Annotated in this window: 18 protein-coding genes; 10 read left to right on the top strand and 8 right to left on the bottom strand. The window is 68.5% G+C overall.

Features of this window, described 5'->3' with window-relative positions; all coding sequences use genetic code 11:
- Positions 1-30: 30 nt before the first annotated feature.
- The 6 genes from ACIA76_RS23545 to ACIA76_RS23520 form a co-directional block, all read right to left on the bottom strand.
- On the bottom strand, positions 31-1,992 hold the full coding sequence (locus tag ACIA76_RS23545; RefSeq protein WP_397154081.1) for a molybdopterin-dependent oxidoreductase: 1,962 nt from the start codon (positions 1,990-1,992) through the stop codon (positions 31-33).
- A gap of 22 nt (positions 1,993-2,014) precedes the next feature.
- Entirely contained in the window at positions 2,015-3,166 is a 1,152-nt protein-coding gene (locus ACIA76_RS23540) for an acetyl-CoA C-acetyltransferase (RefSeq protein WP_397154514.1), read from the bottom strand.
- A 43-nt stretch (positions 3,167-3,209) separates the two neighbouring features.
- Positions 3,210-3,821 (bottom strand): TetR/AcrR family transcriptional regulator, encoded by a 612-nt coding sequence (locus ACIA76_RS23535; protein ID WP_397154080.1) that lies wholly within the window; start codon positions 3,819-3,821, stop codon positions 3,210-3,212.
- 41 nt (positions 3,822-3,862) lie between these two features.
- Positions 3,863-4,600, bottom strand: a complete 738-nt coding sequence (locus ACIA76_RS23530; RefSeq protein WP_397154078.1) for a hypothetical protein — start codon at positions 4,598-4,600, stop codon at positions 3,863-3,865.
- 112 nt (positions 4,601-4,712) lie between these two features.
- Positions 4,713-5,507: an SDR family oxidoreductase gene (locus ACIA76_RS23525; protein WP_397154077.1), complete on the bottom strand. Its 795-nt coding sequence runs from the start codon at positions 5,505-5,507 to the stop codon at positions 4,713-4,715.
- A gap of 12 nt (positions 5,508-5,519) precedes the next feature.
- Entirely contained in the window at positions 5,520-6,722 is a 1,203-nt protein-coding gene (locus ACIA76_RS23520; protein WP_397154512.1) for an acyl-CoA dehydrogenase family protein, read from the bottom strand.
- Between the two features lie 61 nt (positions 6,723-6,783).
- Between ACIA76_RS23520 and ACIA76_RS23515 the strand changes: the two genes are divergently transcribed.
- The 5 genes from ACIA76_RS23515 to ACIA76_RS23495 are packed head-to-tail and all read left to right on the top strand — an operon-like array spanning position 6,784 to position 12,483.
- Positions 6,784-8,334 carry a FadD3 family acyl-CoA ligase gene (locus ACIA76_RS23515; RefSeq protein WP_397154075.1) on the top strand — a complete coding sequence of 517 codons (1,551 nt, stop codon included), beginning with the start codon at positions 6,784-6,786 and terminating at the stop codon, positions 8,332-8,334.
- Positions 8,331-9,206, top strand: a complete 876-nt coding sequence (locus ACIA76_RS23510; protein WP_397154073.1) for an enoyl-CoA hydratase — start codon at positions 8,331-8,333, stop codon at positions 9,204-9,206. Before ACIA76_RS23515 ends, ACIA76_RS23510 begins: the two co-directional genes overlap by 4 nt.
- Entirely contained in the window at positions 9,207-10,412 is a 1,206-nt protein-coding gene (locus ACIA76_RS23505; protein WP_397154072.1) for an acyl-CoA dehydrogenase family protein, read from the top strand.
- A gap of 23 nt (positions 10,413-10,435) precedes the next feature.
- Positions 10,436-11,434, top strand: a complete 999-nt coding sequence (locus ACIA76_RS23500; protein ID WP_397154070.1) for an acyl-CoA dehydrogenase family protein — start codon at positions 10,436-10,438, stop codon at positions 11,432-11,434.
- Complete coding sequence (locus tag ACIA76_RS23495; protein ID WP_397154068.1) at positions 11,431-12,483, top strand: acyl-CoA dehydrogenase family protein; 1,053 nt, start codon at positions 11,431-11,433, stop codon at positions 12,481-12,483. The genes ACIA76_RS23500 and ACIA76_RS23495 overlap by 4 nt, the downstream gene beginning before the upstream one ends.
- Positions 12,484-12,504: 21 nt before the next feature.
- Here the strand turns inward: ACIA76_RS23495 and ACIA76_RS23490 are convergent, their stop codons facing one another.
- On the bottom strand, positions 12,505-13,902 hold the full coding sequence (locus ACIA76_RS23490; protein WP_397154066.1) for an amino acid permease: 1,398 nt from the start codon (positions 13,900-13,902) through the stop codon (positions 12,505-12,507).
- Positions 13,903-14,007: 105 nt separating this feature from the next.
- Between ACIA76_RS23490 and ACIA76_RS23485 the strand changes: the two genes are divergently transcribed.
- From ACIA76_RS23485 to ACIA76_RS23475, 3 genes are all read left to right on the top strand, one after another.
- Positions 14,008-14,760 (top strand): DUF427 domain-containing protein, encoded by a 753-nt coding sequence (locus ACIA76_RS23485; RefSeq protein ID WP_397154065.1) that lies wholly within the window; start codon positions 14,008-14,010, stop codon positions 14,758-14,760.
- Between the two features lie 105 nt (positions 14,761-14,865).
- The gene (locus ACIA76_RS23480) at positions 14,866-15,150 is read left to right on the top strand and encodes a type II toxin-antitoxin system Phd/YefM family antitoxin (protein ID WP_397154063.1); all 285 of its coding nucleotides are present in this window, start codon (positions 14,866-14,868) and stop codon (positions 15,148-15,150) included.
- The gene (locus ACIA76_RS23475) at positions 15,147-15,413 is read left to right on the top strand and encodes a Txe/YoeB family addiction module toxin (RefSeq protein ID WP_397154062.1); all 267 of its coding nucleotides are present in this window, start codon (positions 15,147-15,149) and stop codon (positions 15,411-15,413) included. The genes ACIA76_RS23480 and ACIA76_RS23475 overlap by 4 nt, the downstream gene beginning before the upstream one ends.
- Before the next feature lie 19 nt (positions 15,414-15,432).
- Here the strand turns inward: ACIA76_RS23475 and ACIA76_RS23470 are convergent, their stop codons facing one another.
- Positions 15,433-16,323 carry an AraC family transcriptional regulator gene (locus tag ACIA76_RS23470; RefSeq protein ID WP_397154060.1) on the bottom strand — a complete coding sequence of 297 codons (891 nt, stop codon included), beginning with the start codon at positions 16,321-16,323 and terminating at the stop codon, positions 15,433-15,435.
- 64 nt (positions 16,324-16,387) lie between these two features.
- Here ACIA76_RS23470 and ACIA76_RS23465 point away from each other — a divergent pair, with 64 nt between their 5' ends.
- Both ACIA76_RS23465 and ACIA76_RS23460 read left to right on the top strand, forming a co-directional pair.
- On the top strand, positions 16,388-17,035 hold the full coding sequence (locus ACIA76_RS23465; protein ID WP_397154058.1) for a TetR/AcrR family transcriptional regulator: 648 nt from the start codon (positions 16,388-16,390) through the stop codon (positions 17,033-17,035).
- Positions 17,035-17,328 carry an alpha/beta fold hydrolase gene (locus tag ACIA76_RS23460; RefSeq protein WP_397154056.1) on the top strand — a complete coding sequence of 98 codons (294 nt, stop codon included), beginning with the start codon at positions 17,035-17,037 and terminating at the stop codon, positions 17,326-17,328. The genes ACIA76_RS23465 and ACIA76_RS23460 overlap by 1 nt, the downstream gene beginning before the upstream one ends.
- Positions 17,329-17,343: the final 15 nt, after the last annotated feature.

The raw sequence follows: 17,343 nt of genomic DNA, 5'->3' as shown, positions 1-17,343 counted from the left end.
ATAAGATCTGGACCGATCGTTCAATAAAGCTCAGCGCGGCGCGATCTCGACGCGATTGTCGTGGAAGACCGCGCCGCCGGCGAAGTCGGCGTCGCGCTCGGCGACGGTGGCGTTGACGGTGGCGCCGCCGGAGAGTTTGGCCCAGCGGCCCTTGGTGGTCGCCGCGACGCCCGGGCGGACCCGGTCGGAGATCTCGGCCAGCGCCTCGAAGGAGCCGCGGGCGTTGCTGACGAGAATCTTTGTGCCGTCGATGATTCCGCGGGCCGCGGCATCGTCGGGATGGATCGTCACCGTGGGTTCCCCCGCGCGGCGGAGCAATTCGGGGTTCGAGCCGAAGGTGGTGTTCAGGAAGTGGTGCGACGCCGCGGAGATGAGGATCAGACCGTCGCCCTGGTCGCCGGGCGGGGTGTACGCGGGTAGGGCGTCGTGTCCGGCCGCGGCGGCGCGGTCGGAGACGAATGCCAGCTTATCGGCGGGGACCGGGCCGGGCTCGACCTTGAGATAGCCCTCGGCGCGCAGGCGATCCAGGTCATAGCCCTTCAGCAGCTGACGGGCCAGCTCCTCGTCGGAGTCGTAGAGCGACGGTTCGGTCAGGCCCAGCCGATGCGCGAGGCGGCGGAAGGTCTCCGTGGTGGACAGGCATTCGCCGGGCGGTTCGACGGCGGGCTCGTTCCACACCAGATACAGGTGGCCGTATCCGGCGATCACATCCAGATGTTCGGGCTGCATCGTCGCGGGCAGGACGATATCGGCATAGTCGACGGTATCGGTCGGGAAGTGTTCCAGCACAACGGTGAACAGATCCTCGCGGCGCAGCCCCTCGATCACCCTGCCCTGCTGCGGATTCGAGCCGACCGGATTGGCCGCGATCACGAACAGCGCCTTGACCGGCGGCTCGTCGGCCTCGAGCAGCCCCTCGGCGAGCCGGGTCATCGACAGGGTGCGCACCGGATTCGGCAGCAGATCCAGCCGGATCAGGTCGGGCAGATTCAGCTTGAAGTGCCCGCTGGTCGAATAGTGCAGTCCCCCACCGGGTATCGCCCAATCACCGGTCACGCCCGGCAGGCAGGCGAGCACGCGCAGCGCCATACCGCCGCCCGCATGCCGCTGCATGCCCTGGGAGGCGCGGATGGCGGTCGGCCGGGTGCGGGCGATCCGCTCGCCGAGCGCCAGGATCTGCTCGCGCGCCAACCCGGTGATCTCCGCGGTTCGCTCGGGGGTGAATTCTGCTATGCGACTGCGGAATTCGGGCCAGCCGACGGTATGGCGCGCGATGAACTCGTCGTCCTGGGCGCCCATCGACACGATCACATGCATCAATCCGAGAGCGAGCGCGGCGTCCGTGCCGGGCAGCGGGGCCAGATGTTCGTCGCAGCGCTCGGCCGTGCGGCTGCGCACCGGATCGATCGCCACCAGATAGGCGCCGCTGTCCTGGATGAACTTCCACAGATGATGGCCGGAGGTGAGCGGATTGGTGCCCCACAGCAGGATCAGCTTCGACTTCGCGAAATCCTCCGGATCCATACCGCCCGCGGTGCCGAGGGTGTACTTCAGCCCCTCCGTGCCCGCGACCGAGCAGATCGTGGCGTCATGCAGCGAGGCGCCGAGCATATTGAACAGCCGGCGGCCCGAAAGCCCTTCCAGCCCTTGGATATAGCCCAGGCTGCCGGTGCCGTGGAACGGCCAGATCGCCTCGCCGCCGAACTCGTCGACGATGCCGCCGAGACGTTCGGCGATCTCGTCGAGCGCCTGGTCCCAGGTGATCCGCTCGAATCGGCCCTCGCCCTTACGCCCGACCCGTCGCATCGGATAGCGGATCCGATCGGGCGCGCCGACCTGTTCGAGATAGCGATTCACCTTCACACACAGCGCCCCGCGGGTGACCGGATGCTCCTTGTTTCCCCGCAGCCCGACGGCCACCCCGTCCTCCACGGTCACCACCCAGGAGCAGGCATCGGGGCAGTCCAGCGGGCAAGCACCCAGAACCTTCACATCTCGATCGTAGAGGCCCGGCTCAGGACATGCGCTCGATGATGGTGGCGTTCGCGGTGCCGCCGCCCTCGCAAATGGTGAGCAGGCCGTAGCGGCCGTCGACGCGTTCCAGCTCGTTGAGCAGGGTGGCGAACAGCTTCGCGCCCGTCGCGCCGAGCGGATGCCCCAGGGCGATCGCGCCGCCGTTGACGTTCACCTTCTCCGGATCGGCCCCGGATTCCTTCAGCCAGGCCAGCACCACCGAGGCGAAGGCCTCGTTGATCTCGATGACGTCCATATCCTCGATCCTCAGGCCGGTCCGCTCGAGCGCCCACCGAGTGGCGGGGATGGGGGCGGAGAGCATGTAGATCGGGTCGGCACCGCGGGCGCTGACGTGATGGATGCGGGCGCGCGGGGTGAGCCCGTACTCCTCGACCGCCCACTGCGAGGCCAGTAGCGTCGCGCTCGCGCCGTCGGAGATCTGGCTCGCCACCGCGGCGGTCAGCGGGCTGCCGTCGCTGAGCGGTGTGAGGGCGGCCATCTTCTCGAGGCTGGTCTCGCGCGGGCCCTGGTCGATCCAGAAGTCGCCGACGGGCACGATCTCACCGTCGAATCGGCCCTGCGCGATCGCCTGTCGCGCGCGGTCGTGACTGCGCAGCGCCCAACGCTCCATATCCGCGCGGCTGATGCCCCACTTCTCGGCGATCAGCGTCGCGCCGTGGAACTGCGAGACCTCGCCGGTGCCGTAGCGGTGATCCCAGCCCTGCGCGCCGACGAACGGTGAGTCGAAGCCGTATTCGCGACCCGCCAGCATGGCCGCCGAGATCGGGATGGCGCTCATGTTCTGCACGCCGCCCGCGACGATCACCTCGGCGGTGCCGCTCATGATGGCCTGCGCGCCGAAGTTGATCGCCTGCTGACTCGAGCCGCACTGCCGGTCAACCGTCACGCCGGGAATCTCCTCCGGATATCCCGCCGCCAACCACGCTGTGCGCGCGATGTTTCCGGCCTGCGGCCCGATCGCGTCGACACAGCCGAGGATCACGTCGTCGACCCGGCCAGGATCGATCGGGTTGCGCGCCAGCAGACCTCGCAGGGCGGTCGCGCCCAGATCGGCCGGATGCACACCGGACAGCGCCCCGCCACGCTTGCCGACGGGAGTACGCACGGCATCGATCACGTACGCCTCCCGCAGCGGGGCATACCGGCGGGTGGACGGTGCGGACATGGTGAAACTCCTAGGGAGACTTGGACTCCTGGGCGGTGAGTCCGTCGAGCACAATGGTCAGGTACTGCTTGGCGAGGTTGTCCACGGTGATGCGGCCGCCGGGCTGATACCAGCGCACGGCCACCCAGACCGTGTCGCGCAGGAAGCGGAAGGCCAGCTCGATATCGAGTTCGGGACGGAAGCTGCCGTCCTCGACGCCCCGGGTGAGCACGTTGTGCCAGAGCTCGCGGAACTCGCGGTTGTACTCCGCGATGTAGCCGAAACGCTCGGTGTCGCTGAGTCTTTTGGCCTCGGCCTGATAGATCGACACCGCGGCATGCCAGTGGTCGAACGACTCGTAGGACGCAATCACCAACGCCTCCAAGGTATCTCGGGCCGACAGGCCCGAGGCCACGATCTCGCGATAGCGTCCGAACAGATCCTCGAGGAAGCCGCGCAGGATCTCGTCCACCATCGACTCCTTGGAATCGAAGTGGTGGTAGAGACTTCCGGATAGGATTCCGGCCGCATCGGCGATATCGCGGACCGTGGTGGCGCGCAGCCCTCGCTCGGCGAACAGACCGGCCGCCAGGGCGAGCAGCTCGTTGCGACGTGCGGACTTGGAGGTGTCGGGTGCGGTCACCCGCCCATCGTACAACCAAGCATTTGCTTGGTCCACGGCACTCACCGCACCGAATAGCGCAGCGGCGAGGAGACCGACAGATCGGCGAGCAGGCGATCGCAGATCACCACCGGGGAGACCCCCGCCCGGGCCATCCGGGCGACCAGCGCCAATCGTCGTTCGCAGCTATCCCATTCGACGATCAGCGGGCCGCGGCCGGGGCCCGCGTCGACGGTGGCCATGGCGCGCGGCGGGCCGCCCGGCATGGGCTCCTCGCTGATCTTGAGCACCATGCCGCGCTGCCAGGCGCGATAGGTCTCCATATCGGCGCCGATGACCAGCTTGTCGGTGGCCGCGCACAGCCCCTCGGCGATGCCGTCGGCGAACGCGACGCGATCGAAGCTGAACGAGCGGCAGCGGCGCACCACCTCCAGCAGATCGGCGCGGACCTCACGCAGCAGCGCGGACTGCTTGCGCCGCCGGCGATCGCCCTCGGATTCGGGACCGCCCGGCTCACGGACCATTCCGATGCGCTGCGCGCGCTCACGGTCGCGGGCCATATCCTCGCGCAGCGCGCCGCGCGGATCGCGCGCGACATCGTGCTCGTCGACGGCATGCTCCTCGAGGATCTGCGTGGCGCGCATGGCGGTGGCACATTCCGAGGAGTGATCGAGCAATTCCGCGCCGAACGTCAGCGCGGCGAGCACGATGCTGTCCAAGCGCCGACGGGCCAGTACCACCTCGCGTACCAGCTCGAGTTCCAGCTCTTCGTTATCTTCCTGACGACGGTCCAGACCCATGGGTCGTGGTCCCTTCGAAATCCGGGAACCGGCCATTCTCAGGATTGCACAACTCCGGGTGGTCGGCGCCACCCAATTTCGCCGGCGCGAGTCGCCACGCCGAGGCGAGACCTCAGGCGCGCTGGCTGCTCACCGAAACGACCTCGCCGGTCATATACGAGGTGTACTCGCTGGCGAGCATGGCGATGGTGGCCGCCACTTCCCACGGCTGCGCCGCGCGCCCGAAGGCCTCGTCGGCGGCGAGGCGGTCCAGCAGATCGGCCGAAGAGACCTTGTCCAGGAACGGATGTCGCGCGATGCTCGGGGCCACCGCGTTGATGCGCACCCCTAGCGCCGCGGCCTCCACCGCGCTGCATCGGGTCAGCGCCATGACCCCGGCCTTGGCCGCCGCGTAGTGGGCCTGACCGTGCTGCGCGCGCCAGCCGAGCACGCTGGCGTTGTTCACGATCACACCGCCGTGCCCGGCGGAGCGGAAGTAGTTCAGCGCCGCGCGGGTACAGCGGAACGTGCCGTTGAGGGTGATGTCGAGAACGCGATCCCACTGCTCGTCGGTCATATCGACAACCGGTGTCTCCCCGCCCAATCCGGCGTTGTTGACCATGATGTCGATGCGGCCGAATCGTTCGGCCGCCGCGCGCACCAGCTCGTCGACCTGCTCCGAGCTGGTCACATCGCAGATCACCGCCGCCACCCGGCGCTGCGGATGGGCCGCGGCCAGCTCCTCGGCGGTCTGCTTCATACGCCGCTCGTGCCAATCGGATACCACCACATCGGCGCCCTCGTCGAGCATGCGCCGGGCGGTGGCCGAGCCGATGCCGGTGCCCGCGGCGGCCGTCACCACGGCGACCTTGCCGGTGAGCAGGCCGTGGCCCGGAATCGGTTGCGGCGCAATGGAGAGATCTGTCACGGATGGTCCTTCCTATCGAGCCTCACGCGGCAGTCCCAGCACGCGTTCGGCGATGATGTTGCGCTGCACCTCGTTCGAGCCGCCGTAGATGGTGTCGGCGCGGCTGAACAGGAACAGCCGCTGCCAGTCGGTCAGGTCGCCGGGCGGCGCGATCAGCCCGGGCGCGCCCAGCACGTCCATAGCGAGTTCGCCCAGGCCGCGATGCCAGTTGGCCCACAACAGCTTCGATACCGACGCCTGTCCCGCGGCCGTGCGCGCGTCGACGGTCGTATGCGCCGATTCCAGGGTGCGCAGCGCATGCGCGCGCAACACCCGCAGCCCCACCCACGCCTGGTCGAAGCGGTCCGCGAGCACCGGATCATCCAGGGCGCCATTATCTTTCGCGACAGCCTCCAGATTCCCCAGCTCCCGGGCGAAACGGATCTGCTGGCCGACCGTGGAGATGCCGCGTTCGAAGGTCAAGGTGCCCATGGCCACCCGCCAGCCGTCGCCCGGCGCGCCGACCACCAGATCGGCCGCGGTGCGGGCATTGTCGAAGAACACCTCGTTGAATTCGGCCGTGCCGGTGAGCTGCACGATCGGGCGTACCTCGATACCCGGCTGCCGCATCGGCACGAGCAGATACGACAGCCCGTGATGACGGCTCGACCCGGATTCGGTGCGGCACAACACGAAACACCAATCGGCCAGATGAGCCAGCGAGGTCCAGATCTTCTGCCCGTTGAGCACCCACTGGTCGCCGTCGAGCCGCGCCGAGGTGGTGACCGCCGCCAGATCCGAACCCGCGCCCGGCTCCGAATAGCCCTGGCACCACAGCTCGGTGACCGACCGGATGCCGGGCAGGAAGCGCTGCTTCTGCTCCTCGGTGCCGAAGGCCAGCAGCGTGGGGGCGCACAGCTCCTCGCCCACATGCGAGACCCGGCTCGGCGCATCGGCGGCGGCGTACTCCTCGTGGAAGATCACCTGCTGGCGCAGCGTCGCCTCCCGGCCGCCGTAGCGCTTCGGCCAGCCCAGGCAGGTCCACCCGGCCGCGGCGAGGTGGCGATCCCATGCCAGCCGCTCCTCGAATGCCTCGTGCTCGCGGCCCGGACCGCCGCTGCCACGCAGTTCCCGGAACCGTCCGTTCAGATTCTCGGCCAGCCATGCGCGAACCTCGGCCCGGAAGCGGGCATCATCCGAGGTATCGGTGCCGGTGGCCGAATCCGGGGTCTGGATCACACTCACTCCGGTAGAGTAACCTACCAAGCACTTGCTTGTTCACCGATCGAGGACGGCCGTGACGACCCTGGTCCAGACCACCCCGCTCGCCCTGCACCAGGCGGCGCGCGAGTTCCGCGACGAGATCGCGATCAGCGACGGCGAGACCCGCCTGAGCTGGGCACAGCTGCTCGACGCGGTCCGCCGGACCGCCGGGGCGCTCATCGCGCGCGGCGTCGAGCGCGGGGACCGGGTGGCCATCTGGGCGCCCAATACCTGGCACTGGGTGGTGGCCGCCCTCGGGGCGCAGTACGCGGGGGCCGCGCTGGTGCCGCTGAACACCCGGTATGTCGCCGAGGAGGCCGTCGATGTGCTCGAACGGGTGCATGCCGAGGCGCTGTTCGTGGTGGGGCCGTTCCTGGGCAGGGATCGACTGACCGAATTGCGTTCCGCCGCGCCCGAATTGGCGATCGACACGATCATCGTCATTCCGGGTGACTCGGCCACCGGCACCCCGGACGGGGTCCTCGCCTGGTCGACGCTGGCCGAGCTCGCCGCGGCGGTCCCGGCCGAACAGATCGTTCGCCGCGCGGAATCGGTTGGGCCCGAGGATATTTCCGATATCCTGTTCACCTCCGGAACCACCGGGCGCAGCAAGGGCACGCTGATCGCCCATCGTCAGGCGCTGAGCGTCGTGCGGGCCTGGGCGGAGCGGTCGACAGTGCGCAGCGGCGACCGGTATCTGGTGATCCCGCCGTTCTTTCACAACTTCGGTTATAAGGCCGCCATTCTCGCGTGCCTGGTCACCGGCGCCACGATCGTGCCGCAGGCGCGGTTCGATGTGCCCGAGACGATGCGGATCGTGCGGGATCAGCGGATCACGGTGCTGACCGGTCCACCCACGATCTACCAGACCCTTCTCGACCATCCGCGCCGCACTGAGTTCGATCTGAGCAGCCTGCGGGTCGCGGTCACCGGGGCGGCGACGGTGCCGGTGGTGCTGATCGAAAGGATGCGCGGGGAACTGGAATTCGATGTGGTGGTCACCGCCTACGGGCTGTCGGAATCGGCCGGATTCGGCACCATGTGCCGACCGGACGACGATCCGCGGACCATCGCCAACACCTCCGGCGAGGCCATCGCCGGATTCGAACTCCGGATCGGCGACAATGGCGAGGTCCTGCTGCGTGGACCGAATGCCATGCTGGGTTATCTCGACGATCCGGAGAACACCGCGACGACGATCGATGCCGAGGGCTGGCTGCATACCGGCGATATCGGAATCCTCGACGAGCGTGGCTATCTGACGATCACCGACCGACTCAAGGACATGTACATCAGCGGCGGATTCAATGTGTATCCGGCCGAGGTGGAACAGGTCCTGGCCCGGCTCGACGGCGTCGCGGAGTCGGCCGTGATCGGCGTGCCGGACGAGCGGATGGGCGAGGTCGGCAAGGCCTATGTCGTGCGCAAACCCGGTGCGGCGCTGTCCGAACAGGATGTGATCGACCACGCCAAGGGCACTCTGGCGAACTTCAAGGTCCCGCGCCGGGTCGAATTCCGCGATCGACTGCCCTACAGCGCGGCCGGGAAAGTGCTCAAACGGCAACTACGTGAGGAGATTTCGTGAGTACCGATCCGATTCCCGATGAGGGTGAGGTCGTCACCTACGAACGGCGCGGACCGATCGCGATCGTCGCGATGAATCGGCCGGACTATCGCAATGCGCAGAATTCGGTGATGACCTATGCGCTCGACGCCGCGTTCACCCGGGCCGTCGAGGATGCCGAGGTCACGGTGATCGTGTTGGCGGGCAACGGAAAACACTTCAGCGCCGGACACGATATCGGCACCCCCGGCCGCGATCATCATGTGCACTACGAGAACAAGGCCGCGCTGTGGTGGGACCATGTGGACCGCCCCGGCGGCGATCAGCGCTTCGCCCGCGAGCTCGAGGTGTATCTGGGCATGTGCCGGCGCTGGCGCGAGATGCCCAAGCCGACCATCGCGATGATCCAGGGCGCCTGCATCGCCGGTGCGCTCATGCTGGCGTGGACCTGCGATCTGATCGTCGCGTCCGAGGATGCGTTCTTCTCCGATCCCGTGGTGCGGATGGGCATTCCGGGCGTCGAATACTTCGCGCATCCCTGGGTGCTCGGACCCCGCCGCGCCAAGGAGATCCTGTTCACCGGCGATCGCTTCACCGCGGCACAGGCCTACGAATGGGGCATGGTCAATCGCGTGGTGCCGCGCGCGGAGCTGGAGTCCGAGACGCTGGCGCTGGCCGAGAAGATCTCGGCCATGCCGCAATTCGGGCTGGCGCTGACCAAGAAGGCCGTCAACCAGTGCGAGGACCTGATGGGTATGCGCGCCGGAATGGATTCGGTATTCGGTCTGCATCACTTCGCGCACGCCCATAACGCCGAGGTCGGCGCCGATTCGCTGGGCGGCATGGATGCCCGGTCCATGAAGGCGAGCGCACGCACGGACGGGGCGACGTAGATGGATCTCGAATTCGACACCGCCGCAGAGCGATTCCGGCTCGAGGTACGGGAGTTCCTGCGCGCCACCGTACCCGCGACACCGCTGCCGTCGATGGATACCGAGGCCGGCTTCCAGGCGCATCGGGAGTGGGAGCGCACCCTGGCGCAGGCGCGGCTCTCGGTGGTCTCGTGGCCGGAATCCTTTGGCGGGCGGGAGGCTTCGCTGCTCGAATGGGTGTTGTTCGAGGAGGAGTACTACGCGTCCGGCGCGCCGGGGCGGGTCGGCCAGAACGGCATCTTCCTGCTCGCGCCGACGCTGTTCGAACACGGGACTCCCGAACAGCTGCGGCGGATCCTGCCGCGCATGGCGCGAGCCGACGATATCTGGGCGCAGGCCTGGTCCGAACCGGAGGCGGGCAGCGATCTGGCGGGCATCCGCTCCACCGCGCGCCGCGCGAGCGGCGGCTGGATCCTCAACGGGCAGAAGACCTGGAGTTCGCGAGCGTCGTTCGCGGACTGGGCCTTCGGGTTGTTCCGCAGCGATCCCCAGGCTGCGTCCGAGGTGGCGGGCGCGGGGCCCTCCGTGGTTACGCAGGCTGCCTCCTCCGGGCCTGACCGCCCCCGCCAGGCGCGGCATCGCGGGCTGACCTATGTGATGTTCCCGCTGACCGCCGACGGGGTGAGCGTGCGGCCGATTCCGCAGCTCGACGGCGAACCGGGTTTCGCGGAGATCTTCCTGGACAATGTCTTCGTCCCCGATCGCGACGTGATCGGGGAGCCGAACGAAGGCTGGCGGGTGGCGATGAGCACCTCCAGTAACGAGCGAGGCCTGTCGCTGCGCAGTCCCGGCCGGTTCAATGCCACCGCCGCCCGGCTCGTGGAGCTGTGGCGCGACACCGCCGACCCGGCCGATACCGCGGCCCGAAATCGAGTGGTGGACAGCTGGATCGGGGCCGAGGCATACCGGCTCAACACGCTCGCGACCGTCACCCGGCTCGCCGAGGGCGGCAAGCTGGGCGCGGAATCGTCGGTGAACAAGGTGTTCTGGTCCGAGCTCGACATCGCCATGTACGAGACCGCACTGGATCTGCTGGGCGCGGCCGCGGAACGTGCCGGTGCGTGGACCGACGGCTATCTGTTCGCGCTGGCGGGCCCGATCTACGCCGGTACCAACGAGATTCAGCGCAACATCATCGCCGAACGCCTCCTCGGCCTGCCCCGGTGATCGCACCCTCGAACGGATTGTCGATGAGATTTGCCTTAGCACCCGAACAGCGCGAATTCGCCGGAAGTCTGCGCAAGATATGCGATGCCGCGGGCACGCCGGGGCTCGTGCGGGCGTGGGGCGGCGGCGCCCATCGCGGCGGGCGCACCCTGATCCGCCAGCTGGCAGGCGCGGGCGCGCTCGGCCTGACGATCGCCGAGGAGTACGGCGGGCTCGGCGCGACGCCGATCGATCTGGTGGTGGCGGCCCAGGAATTCGGCCGGGCCGCGGTGCCGGGTCCCCTGGTGGAGACCGCGGCGGTGATTCCCGCTCTGCTGCAGGGACTTTCGGAGTCCGAACCCGCGGGGCGGTGGTTGGGCGCGTTCGCCGAGGGCCGGGCGCTCGGAACCATCGCGCTCGAGCCGGGACTGCCCGCGGTCGACGCCGATATCGCCGAGGTGGTGCTGCTGGCCGACGGCGATCGGCTCTACACCGCGCGCGCCGAGGACCATATCCGCTCGATCGATCCGCCCCGGCGGCTGTTCACCGTGGCCGCGGATGAGCTGGTGGCCGAGGGTGATTCGGTGCGGTCGGCGCTCGCGGCGGCCCTCGACGCGGGCGCCCTGGCCACGGCCGCGCAGCTGCTCGGCGCGGGCCGGGCGCTGCTGGACCGCACCGTCACCTATGCCAAGCAGCGGCATCAGTTCGGCAAGCCGATCGGCCAGTATCAGGCCGTCAAACATCAGCTGGCCGATGTGCTCATCGGCCTCGAGCTGGCCGAGCCGCTGCTGCTGCGCGCCGCGCTGACCGCGGACACCCCCGACCGGGCCCGCGACACCTCGGCCGCGAAGATCGCCTGCGCCGACGCCGCACAGCGCGCCGCGCGCACCGCGCTGCAGGTGCACGGCGCGATCGGCTTCACCGCCGAATACGATCTGTCGCTCTGGCTGACCAGGGTCCCCGCGCTGCGGTCCGCCTGGGGCACCAACGATTTCCATCGCGCCCGGGTTGCCGAGGCGCTGCGAACGGGAGCACGGGGATGAGCGACGCCACCGAACTCAGGGAGCTTGCCGAGACCGTGCGGGCCGTCCTCGCCAAACACGGCGATCGAGAGGCGTTGCGGCGGGCCGTCTCCGGCGAACTCGGCCACGACGAACAGCTGTGGAAGCTGCTGTGCGAGCAGGTCGGGGTCGCCGCATTGGCGATTCCCGAGGAGTACGGCGGGATCGGCGCCGGGCTCGAGGCGGCGCTGGTCGTGGTCGAGGAGTTGGGGCGCACGCTGCACGCGCCGCCGATGCTCGGTTCGGCCGTACTCGGCGTGCGCGCGGTGCTGCTGTCAGGCGATGCCGAGGCCGCCGGGCGATTGCTGCCGGAGGTCGCCGAGGGGTCACGCACCCTGGCCGTCTGCTGGGCCGATGCACGCGGCTGGGACGAGCCGGGCGTGCGGGCCGCCGACGGAAGGCTCAGCGGCACCGCGCATTACGTGCTAGACGGCGCGAGCGCGGATACGCTGATCGTCGTCACCGCCGACGGCCTGTTCGAGATCGATACCGCCGCACCGGAAGTGACGCGCGTGGTGTCGCCGACCATGGACCCGACGCGGCGGCTGTCGGAGATCACCTTCGCCGCCGCACCCGCTCGCGCGCTCGGCGGCGATTCGCGGGCGATCGCCCGGCTGCGCGAAACCGCCTGGGCCGCCGTGGCCGTCGAGCAGGTCGGCGCCGCCGAGCACTGCCTGACCATGACGGTGGAGTACACCAAATCCCGAGTACAGTTCGGCCGCCCGATCGGCGGCTTCCAGGCGCTGAAGCACCGCATGGCCGATATGTATGTGCTGGTCGAATCCGCGCGTTCGATGGCCTACACCGCGATCGCGGCACTGGACGACGAGAGTCCGTCGGCGGCATTGGATCTGGCGGCCGCCCGTCGCCACTGCACGCGGATGTTCGATACCGTGGCCGGCGAGACGATGCAGATGCACGGCGGCATCGCCATCACCTGGGAACACGACGCCCAGCTGTACTTCAAGCGCGCCCATGCCGACGCCCAGCTGTTCGGTTCCCCGGCGCGGCCGCTGGCGCGGCCCGCCTGAGACCTCCCTCGGTATCGGCCGTCAGTGCTCGAGCACATGCACCTCGCGCACCGGCGGCGTCTTGCCGAACTTCGCGCGCAGCGGATAGGCCGCCGCGACCACCAGCAGGCTGAGCGTGGAGGCGATCAGCTGCGGGCGCAGCGCGGGCATGACCGCCTCGGAGACCAGCACCACCAGCAGCGCGATGATCACCAGCCAGCTCAGATACGGATAGCCCCACATCCGGAACTTCAGCGCGGCGGGATCCTCGCGCTGCAACCGGGCGCGTAACCGCAACTGCGAGAACATGATCGCCAGATACATGAAGGCCAGCAGGACGCCGATGGAATTCACCAGGAAGGTGAACACCCGGTCCGGGGAGACATAGGACGCCAGCACCGCACACCATGCGGCCACGGTGCCCAGCAGCACCGCCCGCGCGGGCACGCCGCGGCGATTCACCTTCACCAGCGCCGCCGGGGCGTCGCCGTCGCGGGTCAGCACGTAGAGCATGCGCGAGGAGACGTAGATCGCCGAGTTCAGCACCGACAGCACCGCGGTCAGGATGACCACCTGCATGATCGTGCCCGCCGCGGGCACGCCCATCTCGTCCAGCGCGCTGACGAACGGGCTGGTCAGCACCTTCGCATCGTTCCAGGGCAGGATCGTGACCACCAGGAAGATCGACGCCACATAGAACAGGCCGACCCGCCACAGCACATTGCTGGTGGCCCGCGCCACCGCCTTACCGGGTTCGGCGCTCTCGGCCGCGGCCAGGGTGACGATCTCGGTGCCGCCGAAGGCGAAGATCACGACCACGATCGCCGACAAGAGCCCGCTGACGCCATTGGGCACGAATCCACCGTGCTGAGTCAGATTGCCCAGTCCGCCATGCCCGTTCGGCCACATGCCGAGCACATAGAGCGCGCCCAGGACGAGGAATACGATGATCGCGGCCACCTTGATCGAGGCGAACCAGAACTCGAACTCACCGAACGAGCGCACCGAGATCAGGTTGACCGCCGTCATCACGATCAGCAGCGCGGCCGAGAGCATCCACTGCGGCAGGTCGATCCACTGCTCCAGGATCGCCGCGCCCGCGGTCGCCTCCGCGCCGACCAGCACGACATACAGGTACCAGTACAGCCAGCCCACGGTGAATCCGGCGAACGGCCCGACCGCCAGGCGCGCGTATTCGGCCAGCGAACCCGCCACCGGGCGGGCCACGACCATCTCGCCGAGCGCCCGCAGCACGCACAGCACCAGCGCGCCCGCGGCCGCATAGGACAGCACCGCCGCCGGGCCGGCGGTCTTGATCACCGAGCCGCTGCCCACGAACAGGCCGGCGCCGACCGCGCCGCCGATCGCGAGCATCGTCATATGGCGACGGCGTAGGCCGGTGCGCAGGCCCCCGCGCTCGGCGCCGCTCGTCTTCGTCATGCAATTACCTCTTGTTCGGTCATGCAGTTACTTCTTGTTCGCCCCGGTGTTGCGGTCACAGCGTAGCCAGCGATCGTTTACGCCCCGGGAGTACCGTCGGGAGGTATGACCGAAACGAATCGGGGGCGGGTCCGGATCGAACCCAGCCCGAAGCGGGTCCGGACCTACGTCGAGGGTCGCCTGGTGGCAGATACCACCACACCGCTGCTGGTGTGGGAAAGTCCTTATTACCCAACGTATTACCTACCGGTCGCCGATCTCCACGCAAAACTGGAGCCGTCCGGCTCCACCCGCCACTCGCCCAGCCGTGGTGAAGGCCTACAGTACGACGTGATCGTCGACGGCGTGACCAAATCGGCTGCGGCCCTGCGCTATCCGGACTCTCCCATCCCCGAGCTGCGCGATCGGGTCCGGCTGGACTGGGATCTGATGGACGAGTGGTTCGAGGAGGACGAGCCGATCTACGTCCATCCCCGCAATCCCTACACCCGCGTCGACGTCCTGACCAGCTCCCGACACGTCCGGGTCGCGATCGGCGGCCAGACCGTCGCCGAATCCCACGCCCCGCACATCCTGTACGAGACCGGCCTCCCCCCGCGCTACTACCTCCCGATGACCGACGTCCGCATGGACCTGCTCACCGCGTCCCCCACCCGCACCAGCTGCCCGTACAAGGGCACCGCCGAATACTTCACCATCCACATCGGCGACGCCGAATACCCGGACCTGGTCTGGCTCTACCGCACCCCCCTCCCCGAGAGCCAAAAGGTAGCGGGCCTGGTCTGCTTCTACAACGAGAAGGTCGACCTCTTCATCGATGGCGAACTCCAGGACCGCCCGAAGACCCCGTTCAACTGACCGGCGGAAACAAGACGGAACCGGCCCGCTCGAACGATTACCACTTTTAGGTACAGAATTGCGTACGTGATCGCTATCATGGAGGCGTAGAGAAAGGACACGTCCATGCGCGCGATGCACGCAACCGACGCACGAAACAACTTCGCCGCGGTCCTCGACGCCGCCACCGAGGACAACGAAGAGGTGGTGATCACCCGCAGCGGCGGCAAGGAAGCGGCCGTGGTCGTCTCCCTTCGCGAGTGGGAGGCAATGAAGGAAACCGCCTACCTGCTGTCCAACCCGGCCAATGCCGCATGGTTGGCGAAGGGGATCGCGCAGGCCGAGGCCGGGCAGACGACTCCGCGCGAACTGATCGACGCCGACGACGACGAACAGGCCGCCGACCTTTGAGCCGCAAGCTCACGTTCACCGACACCGGGTGGACCGACTATCTGTACTGGCAGGCACAGGACCGGGCCATGCTCCGAAAGCTCAACCGGCTGATCGAGGACATACGCCGCAACGGCAACGCCGAGGGCATCGGAAAGCCGGAACCGTTGCGACAGAACCTGACCGGATGGTGGTCGCGGCGCATCGATCATGAACATCGCATCGTCTATCACGCCGACGAGGGCGGCGTGATCGTGATCGCCTGTCGCGGCCACTACGAATAGGGCTCAGGCCGAGAGGGTCTCAGGCGGCCGCCCGGGTCTGGGTGCGGCGGTACTGGCCCGGGGCAAGGCCGAATTCGCGCTTGAAGGCCTTGGCGAAGGCGAATTCGGAGGTGTAGCCGATCCGGTGGGCGATCGCGGCGAGGGCGGCGTCGGTCTCGCGGAGCAGGCGGGCGGCGGTGAGCATGCGCCAGCGGGTGAGGTAGGCCAGTGGGGGCTCGCCGACGAGGGCGGTGAATCGACGGCCCAGCGTCGCCCGGGAGACACCCGCGACCGAGCTCAACGCCGATACCGACCACGGATGGGCCGGATCGCCGTGGATGGCACGCAATGCGGCCGATACCGCGGCATCGGCGAAAACGCCTGACCTGCCGCGGCTTTCGGGATTCTCGAACCAGGCCCGCAGGATGAACAGCAGCAGCATGTCCAGCAGGGCGGGCAGTGCCGCATCGCCGCCCGGCCGCGCCTGCGACAACTCGCCGCGCAACAGCTCGACCGCACCGCGCAGGGCCGGATCCTCGGAACGCGCCGGGAGATGGACGAATTCGGGTAGGCCCTCGAGCAGCGGATGACGCCGCCCGAGTTCGTATGCGCCGCAGAGCACTTCGGCGCGCTCGCCGGTTCCGGCGATCTCGTGCGGCGCGCCGGGCATCGCGATCTCGGTCACCGCGACGCCGGGATCGCTGGCCAGAAGGTGGGCCGCACCGCGCGGCAGGAACAGCACATCGCCGGGATCCAGTGCCAGCGGTTCCCGCTCCGGCGCCAGCAGCCAGCACGAGCCCCGCACCATGACATGGAATCCGGCGCTGGGCACCAGCGGATATCGACGGCCCCAGGGCGCGTGCCGGACGAACACCCCGGATACGGGACTGCCGGTGCGCACGGCCGCGATGGTGTCGCTGAGAACATCCACCAATTCAGCGTAACCGAGGTTTGATACGCTCATGTATCCGATCACCGACGGAGAGGACTTGCTCATGGCGATGTCCACCGAGGCCGATCAGCCGACCGCCTATCCCGGCGTGCGCATGACCAAGCGCCGCGCCGAGACGCGGCAGCGCCTGCTCGACGCGGCCTTCGACGCCTTCGCCGCCGAGGGGTTCGGCCGCTGCACCGTCGAGCAGATCTGCGAGCGCGCGAGCTACACCCGCGGCGCGTTCTACTCCAACTTCGCCTCCCTCGAAGAACTGTTCCTGGCCATGTGGGAGCAGCGATCCGAACGCATGCTCAGCGAGGTGACCGCGCTGCTCGACGAGGGCCACGCCGTCGAGGTGACCGATCTGCGGCGCGGCGTCGAACGCGCGTTGCGCGTGATCCCCCTGGACGACAAGTGGATTCGCATCACCTACGAATTCACCGCCCACGCGCTGCGCAATCCGGAGCTGCGCCGGATCATGGCCGCCCGCGAGGATGCGATCACCGCGGCGTTGCTGCCGATGGTCGAGGCGCTGCTGAGCCTGGCCGACCGCCGGGTGACCGATGCCGCGGCACTGGGCCGGGCTCTGGTGGCCGTGCACGACGGCACCGCCACCCAATGCCTGCTCGAACCGGACAGCGCCACCGTGCGGACGCAGCGCGTCGACCTGTTCCATCATGTGGTGCTGGCCTACAGCGAGCCGTGCTGATGTTCCCGCCCGCCCGCGCCCCGATCGGGGAATTCGCCGACATCGGCGATATCCGCGTCCATCTACGCGACGATGGTGCTCCTGCGGCGAAACCCATTGTGCTGCTTCATGGTTTCAGCGGATCGATGCACTGGTACGACCGGGTGGCCCCGCTGCTCGCGCCGCGGCACCGCGTGATCCGGATCGATCTGCGCGGGCACGGGCATACCGGCGGCGATCGCGATCTCGACGCGCCCGCACAGGGCGCGACGATCGCCGCACTGCTCGACGAGTTCCTTCGCGCGCCACGGTAATTCGGCTACCCGGCG

The organism is Nocardia sp. NPDC051570 (assembly GCF_044454005.1).
Taxonomy (GTDB): Bacteria; Actinomycetota; Actinomycetes; order Mycobacteriales; family Mycobacteriaceae; genus Nocardia.
The sequence above is the reverse complement of the archived record's forward strand: the minus strand, read 5'-3'. Positions and strand labels throughout refer to the sequence as shown.